General features: G+C 62.5%; 5 protein-coding genes. 3 read left to right on the top strand and 2 right to left on the bottom strand.

All coding sequences use genetic code 11. The features are described from left to right. Nucleotides 1–65 precede the first annotated feature (65 nt). Together EN935_RS12370 and amrB are read left to right on the top strand one after the other, a co-directional pair. Nucleotides 66–3,092: a caspase family protein gene (locus tag EN935_RS12370; RefSeq protein WP_245468914.1), complete on the top strand. Its 3,027-nt coding sequence runs from the start codon at nt 66–68 to the stop codon at nt 3,090–3,092. Next, nucleotides 3,089–4,774 (top strand): AmmeMemoRadiSam system protein B, encoded by a 1,686-nt coding sequence (amrB, locus tag EN935_RS12365; RefSeq protein WP_127264566.1) that lies wholly within the window; start codon nt 3,089–3,091, stop codon nt 4,772–4,774. Before EN935_RS12370 ends, amrB begins: the two co-directional genes overlap by 4 nt. Before the next feature lies 1 nt (nt 4,775). On the opposite strand, the gene EN935_RS12360 is transcribed toward amrB, so the two are convergent. Beyond that, nucleotides 4,776–6,590, bottom strand: coding sequence for a hypothetical protein (locus EN935_RS12360; RefSeq protein ID WP_245468915.1), 1,815 nt, complete (start codon nt 6,588–6,590; stop codon nt 4,776–4,778). 170 nt (nt 6,591–6,760) lie between these two features. Then, entirely contained in the window at nt 6,761–7,855 is a 1,095-nt protein-coding gene (locus EN935_RS12355) for a serine protease (RefSeq protein WP_127264568.1), read from the bottom strand. Nucleotides 7,856–8,204: 349 nt separating this feature from the next. On the opposite strand from EN935_RS12355, the gene EN935_RS12350 reads away from it, so the two are divergent. Next, nucleotides 8,205–9,137 (top strand): trypsin-like serine protease (locus EN935_RS12350; RefSeq protein ID WP_127373346.1); only part of this gene is annotated, 933 nt, incomplete at its 3' end.

Below are 9,137 nucleotides of genomic sequence, written 5' to 3'. Positions count from 1 at the left end.
ACTTTCGCCTCGGCAATCGAGGTCTATGTGCGCAATGGGCCGCCCACGGCCGAAGCCAAATAGCGATGAGAAAACCCGGCCTCCGCCTGATGCGCACCTGTCGCTGGCTGGCCATGGCCGGGGCTTTGATTGCGAGCTCGGCGGCCCGTGCAGAGGACGCACCGGATTTCCACCTCGATCTCGACACCGGTGGGCACAGTGCGCAGGTCACCGACCTCGCCTTTACGCCTGATGGCGAGGACATCGTCTCGGCATCCAATGACAAGACCATCCGTGTCTGGGACTGGCAGAGCGGAGTGACTCTACGCACCATTCGCGGCTATCTCGGCAATGGCAGCGACGGCAAGATCTTCGCGGTCGCGATCTCGCCCGACGGCAAAACGATCGCCGCCGGCGGCTATTTCGGCGCCAGCCTTGGTGACAAGCCGCCCTATGGCGACATCAGATTGTTCGACTTCGCCACAGGCAAGATGAAGGCGGTGCTCAGGGCCGCCGACTACGCGACCTACGATCTCGCTTTTTCTCCCGATGGCAAGACGCTGGCTGCCGGTGGCGCCGACGGCGTCGTCTATCTCTGGCGACCAGACGAGAAATCCGCGAGCGGCTGGACGCTGGACAAGAAGCTCGACGCCGATTCCTGGCACATCGACAAGCTCGCTTTCGCCGCCGCGGGAACCCGGCTGGCAGCGACCACCACCGACAACGGCATCCGGCTCTGGGACGTCGTGAAGGGCGAAGAGATCGCACTGCCTGACGAAGTCGAGCCGTTGCGGGACATCAGCGTGATGGCGCTGGCCGTTTCGCAGGACGGCAGCCTGTTTGCCACCGGTAGTAAGGATGGGCTGGTACAGCTCTCGCGGGCTGCTGACGGCACGCTGGTGCGCGCCATGCCGACGCAGGATTTCCTCATCGGCTCGCTGACCTTTGCCAAGGGGTCGCGGTTGGTCGCCTCCTGTGGCTATCGCTGTGCCGACAAGCACCGTTCCATCGTCTGGAACACCGACACCGGCGAGAAGGTGCTCGACTACACCGGCCATGACGGCACGGTCTATGCCAGCGCCGCCAATGCCGATGGCTCGCTGGTGGCGACGGCTGGCGGCACGCGCAACGCCATCCAGGTCTGGGACCCCGCGACCGGTGAGCGTAAGGCCTTGTTGCAGGGAATGGGCGAACCGGTGACCGCGGTCGGCATCGATGCGGCGAACGACGTCATCGCCTGGGGCAACGCCAACCCTTGTCCCGATCGCGTGGCCTGCCCCGAACAGCAGGGCGTGCTGGACAACACACTGGCGCTGCCGACCACCGAACGGTTCTTCGAGGATCCGCAGCCGTTGACGGAGCCAGCCTCATTTGCGCGTGCCACGCTGGCCGACGGCCAGTGGTCGCTGCGCGTCACGGCGGGCGGTAAGGACGCGCTGGAAAATGCCGTGCTGGAGATCGTCAATGGCGGCAAAATGGTGCGCGGCATCGAGAACGACGCCACCAACGGCTTTGACCATTCAGCCTACACGCTGATCGACAATGGCCTTGGCCTGATCACCGGCGGCAATGACGGCACGTTGATCGAATACAGAACCGCGACTGCGAAAGTGTCGGGCGAGTTCACCGGCCATACCGGCGAGATCAACGCCATGGTCGCTTCGGAGAAGGCTGGCCTGCTCGTCACCGGCAGCGCCGACCAGACGCTCAGGCTGTGGAACCTGAAGACGCATGAGCTGATCGTGTCGATGTTCTTTGCCGGCTCGCAATGGATCGTCTGGATGCCGCAGGGCTACTATTATTCTTCCGACGAGGGCGACAAGCTGATCGGCTGGCAGGTCAACCAGGGCCGCGACCATGAAGGCCGCTTCATCCGCGCGGGCCAGTTGAAGAAATACCTCTGGAGCCCGGAAATGGTGCGCCGGGCAATCATCCTGCGCAGCGCCAAACAGGCGATCAAGGAGATGCGGCCGGGCGTCGACAACGAGTTGCAGAAGCTGCTGCAGCGCAAGCCGCCGGAGTTCGCCATCCGCCTCGCCGACGACCAGAGCAAGGTCCGCGACGGTTATGTCGCCGTCGAAATATCAGGCACCAGGGAAGCTGGAACGGATGTCGCCGGCTTCTCGATCCTGTCGAACAGCCGCAATGTCGGCGACGTCACCGCCCGCTCGGTGGATGGCAACAGCACCATTGTCGAGATACCGGTCGAGAACGGCGAGAACACCATCCGCATCACCGGCACCAACGAATTTGGCTATCTGACCGAACGCAGCGTGACGGCACTGGCGAGAAAGACCGAGAAGGCCGAGGCCAAGGGCAAGCTCTATGTCGCGGTCATCGGCGTCGACAAATATCCGTTCCTGACCGATGCCTGTTCGGGCCGCGCCTGCGACCTGCGCTACCCCGTCGATGACGCCACCGAGTTCCTCAAGGTGATCTCGCAGAAATCGGCGCCGCTGTTCTCGTCGATGGAAACGCTGGTTCTGGTCAACCGCGAGGCGCTCGACGAGAGCCCCGACAAGGCCAAGCAGACCTACGCCGTCGCCAGTGCCGACAACATCATGGAGCCCGACTCCGACACGATCGACGACCAGCTCGCCGATTTCCTCGACCGGCCGGGCGAGCACGACACCACCATCATCTTCGTTGCCGGCCACGGCATCAACATCGACGAGGACTATTATTTCATCCCGACCGACGGCCGCAAACAGGATGCCGAGCGCTGGAAGCGTTCGTCGCTTGTCCATTGGTCGGACATCCAGAAGTCGGTCGAGCGGGCAAAAGGCATGCGCTTTATGCTGCTCGACACCTGCCATGCCGCCAACGCATTCAATCCACGCCTGGAAAAAGACGCGCAGGACGCACGCATCGTGGTGTTTTCGGCGACCGCCGCCAACAACACTGCCGCCGAACTGCCGGAACTCGGCCACGGCGTCTTCACCTATTCGATCCTTGAAGGCTTGCGCGGCAAGGCCAGGACTTCGGACGGCGGCGTCACGCTGTTCGGCCTTGCCGACTATATTTCGCGCGAAGTGGTGCGGCTGACGTCGTCGAAGCAAAAGCCGTTCTACTATGTCGGCGGCGTAGAGAATATTGTGCTCGCCGAGCCATGATTGCCCGCCTGCTGACGACTATCGCCTTTTCGTTGATTGTCAGCGGCGCGGCACACGCCGCGCCTGTCGTCTGCCCACTGGGCACCGATAACTTTCCGCCCTTCTACGACGACGCCACTTTGTTCAAGGATGCCATCGCCAGCGTCGCCGATGTCGAGCCATCCAACCAGCGGTTGACCGGCATCACCGTGCCGCACCATCTTCTGGCCGCCGATCTGGTGGCGCTCGGTTTCCGGGCGGCGTCCGGCTTCCGCTACAAGCGCATCGTCATCCTGTCGCCGGACCATTTCCACAAGACGCACAAACTCTACGCCACCTCATTGCGCAGCTTCGATACCGTGCTTGGCCCGGTGGCGGCCGACACCGACGCCGTGCGGCGGCTTGAGACGAACAGCGACATGGTCGAAGAGTCCTGCCTGTTCGACAAGGAGCATGGCGTGCGCGCCATGCTGCCCTTCCTGCATCACTATTTCCCCGAGGCGAAAATCGTGCCGGTGGCAATGTCGGTCAAGGCGCGCCGCGGCGACTGGGACAGGCTGGCCGAGGCTTTGAAGCCGATTGTCGACAAGGACACACTGATCGTCGAATCCACCGACTTCTCGCACTATCTGCCGCAGCATGACTCCAGGCGCTTCGACCAGCAGTCACTGAACATGCTGGCCGCCGGTTCGCTCGACGGCATAGCAGCACTTCGCCAGCCCGATCATGCCGATTCCGCCGGCGCGCTCTACATCCAGACCAGGCTGCAGCGCGAGCTGTTCGGCGCCCAGCCGCTGGTCGTCGCCAACGAGAATTCGCAGGAACATACGTCGGACTATGTCGAGCGGACCACCAGCTATGTGGTGGCGCTGTTCGGCACCTTCGGCCCCGGCTTCAACAATCCGGCACGGCCAAAGGACAGGATCTACTACCTCGCCGGCGATGTGAATTTCGGCCGTGCCATGAAAAAGATCCTGGTCCGCGACGGCGTTGCCGACCGGATCGTCGACAGCGTTCTGGCCCTGACCGGATCGCGGCCGCTGATCGTCAACCTCGAAGGCGTCATCTTGCCCAACGTGCCGGAAGCGATCGACGACATGACGCTGGCGATGCCGCAAGGCCTAGCTGTCGACATGCTGAAGCGGCTGCATGTCGCCGGCGTCGGGCTCGCCAACAATCACGCCTATGATCTTGGATCGTCAGGCTATGCGGAGACGCTGCGCGCGCTGGATGAAGCCGGCATTCCTCACTTCGGCCAGGGCGAGACGCTAGCGCTCGCCGATCTCGATCTTGTCGGCCTGACCGACATCGACACCAACGGCTCCAAGAACACCGACCTTATCACCCCTGCCCTGCTCGACCGGCTACTGCACGAAGATGCCGGGCGGCCGGTGGTTGCCTTCGTCCATTGGGGCCGCGAGTACAAGACCGGACCGTCGGAACGTGAAGACATGCTTGCCGACCAGATGCGGCTGCGCGGTGCTTCAGCCATCGTTGGCAGTCACCCACATGTGTCGAGCGAGGCGATCGTCCCGCTGGCCGGCGGCGACGTGGCGGAGCTCTATTCGCTCGGCAATTTTCTGTTCGACCAGAGCGCCGAACGGTCGTCCGGATCGATGCTGGAACTGCGCGTCTTCGCCCAGGGCACGATCTTCACCAGGCTCATTCCGCTGCCCAACTATTTTGAGATGGGCAGGAAATAGCCTAGCCGCAACCGACCATATCGCGCGGCAAATAGCAGGCTGCCGGCTCGGTCTTGGTCTCGAACAGCGACTGCTTCGGCCGGAAATAGAAGAAGGTGACCGGCTTGCTCTCGCGCACGCTGCCATCGGCAAAATGCGCGGCAATGCTGAAGCGGTGGATCGACGACATTGACGACCACATCTTCAGCCGCGCCGTATAGGCGCTGATCTTCTTGTTGCCGCGCACCGGCATGGGGATGGTGTAGTCATGCTTGCCGATCGGAAACTCGATGTTCTGGTAGCGCATCGCTTCCGGCGTGCCGCCGCCGCCGTCGCCGCATTCGGCCATCGATTCCGGCGTCTCGAAGACCGCCACGGTAATGGAGGCGCGGAACGGTTCACTCTGCTGGTAGACATGACCTTCGTCATCCGACCAGGAATAGTCGAACTTGCCGATCGCATTCAGCGTCATCGCCTGTTGCATATTGCCGAGATAATCGGCGACCTCGCCGAACTTAACCTTATTGGTCAACTGGCTGCGGCAGACATTGAGACTGTCCACCGAGGGACAGGGAAAACGCCCCGTCTCCAGGCCGGCCGTGTCGACGCCGGCCTCGGTGAGCACGCTCTTGACCGACACGTCGACACCGTCGCCGAAACTGCCGATGTCCTTGCTGTACATGCGGCTTGGCTTGCCGGTCGGATTGCCCTCGTCGTCAACCGCGGTGAACTGGATAGACATCTTCATGTCCTTGGCGTCACCCCAGCCGTTGTTGATGATGGAGAAATCCGGCCGGAAGCCGACGCAGCCGAAATGCTCCGATATCGACAGCATCGGCTTGCGATACGCATCGCTGGCGGCGACCTTCATCTCCAAGCTGTCGAGCTTGACCTTGGACTGGTCAGTGGTCTTGAGATCGACTTCGGCAAAGGCCGGCGCATCCCCCCAATCCGAGCCTTCATAGACATTGCCGGTGGCGACCTGGCCGGTGCCGCTCCAGCTGTCGTTGTACTGGTCGGACTGCGGATAGATCGCGATGTCTTCGTCACGCACCAGATGCTGGTACTGCATGTCGGATTGCTGGGTCATGCGCTGGTCGACCGCCACGCCGATCTCGACCTTGTCGGCATCGCCGCCACCGGTCTGCGCCTTGATGAGCCCGCCGACCCTGGCATCGGCCAGCATGTCGGGACGCGAGCCGCCAACCTCCTTGCCCCTTGCCCATTGCGAGTCGTAGACCGTGCCGCCGGCCAGCCGTGTGCGGCCCTTGCCGTTCTTCAAGCCGTCGACGAATGAGCCGACAAAAATCTCTCCGGTCCTTGACAACAACCGCCCCTCGCCATTCGGCACGCCGGCGACGAACTGTCCTTCATAGCGATTGCCGTCGGCATCGACATGGGCGCCTTTTCCGTTGAGTTTCCCGGCAAGCCAATGCCCGTCGAAAACCTCGCCGGAGCGCAGCTCGAGCCGGCCTTGCCCGTCGGGCCGGCCACTCCTGATGTCACCGAAATAGCTGGAATAGATGGTTTTGGGATCATAGCTCGCCGAGCCGCGCACTCGCCACACCAGCCTGCCCTTGCCATTGATGGTGCCGTCTTCGGCAATCGTCCGGTCAGGCGACTGGCCCGCCGCCGGCTCCCAGACGAAGTCGAGGTTCTTTTCCGGGTGGAAGTCCCACACCCGCACGGTCCGGCGCAGCACCGAGCGCGTGTCTGCCTGGTAGAGGATCTGCACCCGTTCCGCCCAGGCACCGCTGGCAGGGGCGGGTATGGGATCGGCAAAGGCCGGCGAAAGCACCAACGCGACCAGCATCGATGCGGCCGCGATCCCGAACACTGCTTTTGCCCGCGCCATCCCAAAAACCCCTTTGGATGCCAACCCCTTGGCCCCTCAAGCGTAGTCGGCGAGCCGGCCTCGTGCAAGAGAAGCAGCGCAGGAAGCATCGGCACGAAAAAAGGCGGCGGGATTGCTCCGCCGCCTTTGTCTCCGCCGCGAATGCGCGGCGACTATTTATACAGGCTGTTGATCCACTGGATGTTGGCAGCATTCAGGCGCACGGCGGTGTTCGCGTCGGGGCTTTCCGCCACGTTGACGCCGGTGATGATGCGCTGCTTGGAGTTGTTGTCATAGGCGTAGACCGAGCTGCCGCTCGACCCCGGGAACGTGTCGCAGTCGTACTGGAAATATTCCGGGGCGATGTTCTCGGCATGCACTTCGCAGCTTGCCTTCCACATCGTGCCCATCGGCTTGTCGCCGGGATAGCCGACGAGGTTGGCGGTGAAGTCGCCGAGATCGTCATAGTTGGCATAGCCCAGCCAGCCGAGGTTGGTGCCGACATCCTGCTTCAGCGTGATGATGCCCAGATCCCACGGGATCACCGAGCCATAATAGCCCTGGTAGTTGTCGATGAAGCCTTGCAGCACATAGGCGCTTTCAAAGGTGAAGGCGCCGAACGGTGCGTCATCGGCAGTGCTGCCGTTGAGGCCAGGCACGAACAGATATTCGGAGAGCCAGTCCTTGTCCTCATGGCTGTAGAGGCAGTGCGCTGCGGTCAGCACCGTGCGCGGGCCGATCAGTGTTGCCGAGCAGCTGCCGTAGCTGCCCGTCTTCGGCGATTTGGCTTCGAGATAGCCGATTGCCGAGAACGGATAAGTCTCGGTATTCTTGACCTGCTCGCGATCGTCGGCGCCGAAAACCTGGCGGCCGGCTTCGCCTTCACCAAGGTCAGGATCTTCTGTCTTGCGCGGACCACCTTCGGTTCCATTGGCCGGCGCGTTCAGTTCCTTGATGATGAGGTCCCGCAGCGCTTCGCTCGGCTCGATCTTGATTTCCTTGCCATCGGCGGACCGTCCGACGATGCCATAGGATTTGACAGCCGCTGCCTCGTCGGTAATCGGCGCGGCGCGATTGTCTTCGTCAGTCAGCTGCGGTGGTGCGATTGGCTTTGCCCGCCCGGGCTTGTAATCGCCTGAAGTCGCGTCCCGCATGCTTTCGCCATTGCCGGCACTGGCGGAGCCAGGATCGGCGGCGAAAACCGGGACGGCCCACATTGCGGTGGAAAGCAATGCGGACGCAATGAGTGCGTTTGTCAGTTTTGTCATGGTGAGACTCTCCCAAAAGTCAGCAAGGACTGGATCAAAATACAGAAATATTGTCGAGATCGTGGTGAAGTCGAAAAATGAATTTGGTTACCGGCGCCTGAACCTGATCATCACCCCATGCGGTCTGTCGAAGGCCCCCGCCAAAGACACCCGCGCGGATATATTGCCTAAATTAATACAACATTGGAATGACAAATCGCTTCCACGTAGCCCGTGGGGGGCTATAGGGTTTTGAGTGGGTTCCGCAAGGGAACGCGATCCGCGAAGCAACGCCTGCTTGCCGGCGACTGTTTCGTTGATCATGCGCCAGGGCTGGCTCGTTCGAGAACATGTCCCAGGAGGATTTCAGGTGCACATCATCCATCGGTTCAGGCCGATCGCCGCCGCGTCTTTGCTCGGCATCGCTGCGGCCCTTGTGGCCGCCAACACTGCCCAGGCGGACGAAGGCGCCGCCCGACCGGAGGCAGCGGTCTCGCCAATGAAACGCGTGACGGAAGCCAGGGCGAAGGCCGCGGCGGAGAATCCCGGCGGCGCCGATCGCGTCTATGGCGGCAACCAGGCCGAAAAGGGTGCCTATCCGTTCCAGGTCGCGCTGCTCACCACCGACAGGCTGGACGAGAACCCGGCCTCGCAGGCCAATGCCCAATTCTGCGGCGGCAGCCTGATCGCCCCGCAATGGGTGCTGACGGCAGCACACTGCCTCAACGACAATGGCCAGCCGATTTCACCAGACTCCGTCACCGTGCTGACCGGCGCCACCGAGCTCAGCGAGGGCAAGCGCCACAAGGTGGTGGAGGTCATCGTCAATGAAGGCTACAGCGAGCAGACGCTCGACAATGATCTCGGCCTGCTCCGACTTGCCGAGCCGGCCGATGCGCCGACCATCAAGGTCACCCATGACGCAACGCCCGACACCGGCAAGACGACGGTCACCGGCTGGGGCAAGATGCAGGATGGCACCTTTCCAACCACGCTGATGGTTGCCGACCTTGATCTCCAGCCGAACACCGCCTGCAACAGCGGCATCAAGGCCATCTATGCGCATGATCTGAAGGCCGCACTTGGTGATCTGTCCCGCCGTATGCGCTATTCGGAAAAAGGCATCGAAGCGGCCGCCAATGCGATCGCAGCCGACATGACCGACCCGCTGACTGGCAACATGATCTGCGCTGGCACCACCAGCGGCGTGCGAGATGCCTGCAACGGCGACAGCGGCGGCCCACTGTTCATGACCGGTGCCGAAGGCCCGGTCCAGGTCGGCGTCGTCAGCTGGGGCGAAGGC

This window comes from Mesorhizobium sp. M7D.F.Ca.US.004.03.1.1 (genome assembly GCF_003998635.1).
GTDB classification, from domain to species: Bacteria; Pseudomonadota; Alphaproteobacteria; order Rhizobiales; family Rhizobiaceae; genus Mesorhizobium; species Mesorhizobium loti.
This window is presented reverse-complemented; position numbering and strand designations above follow the sequence as displayed.

Bases quoted from the DNA above. Each gene is read 5' to 3' on its own strand.
- amrB (WP_127264566.1), top strand. From the start codon at position 3,089: ATGATTGCCCGCCTGCTGACGACTATCGCCTTTTCGTTGATTGTCAGC.
- EN935_RS12370 (WP_245468914.1), top strand. From the start codon at position 66: ATGAGAAAACCCGGCCTCCGCCTGATGCGCACCTGTCGCTGGCTGGCC.
- EN935_RS12355 (WP_127264568.1), bottom strand. From the start codon at position 7,855: ATGACAAAACTGACAAACGCACTCATTGCGTCCGCATTGCTTTCCACC.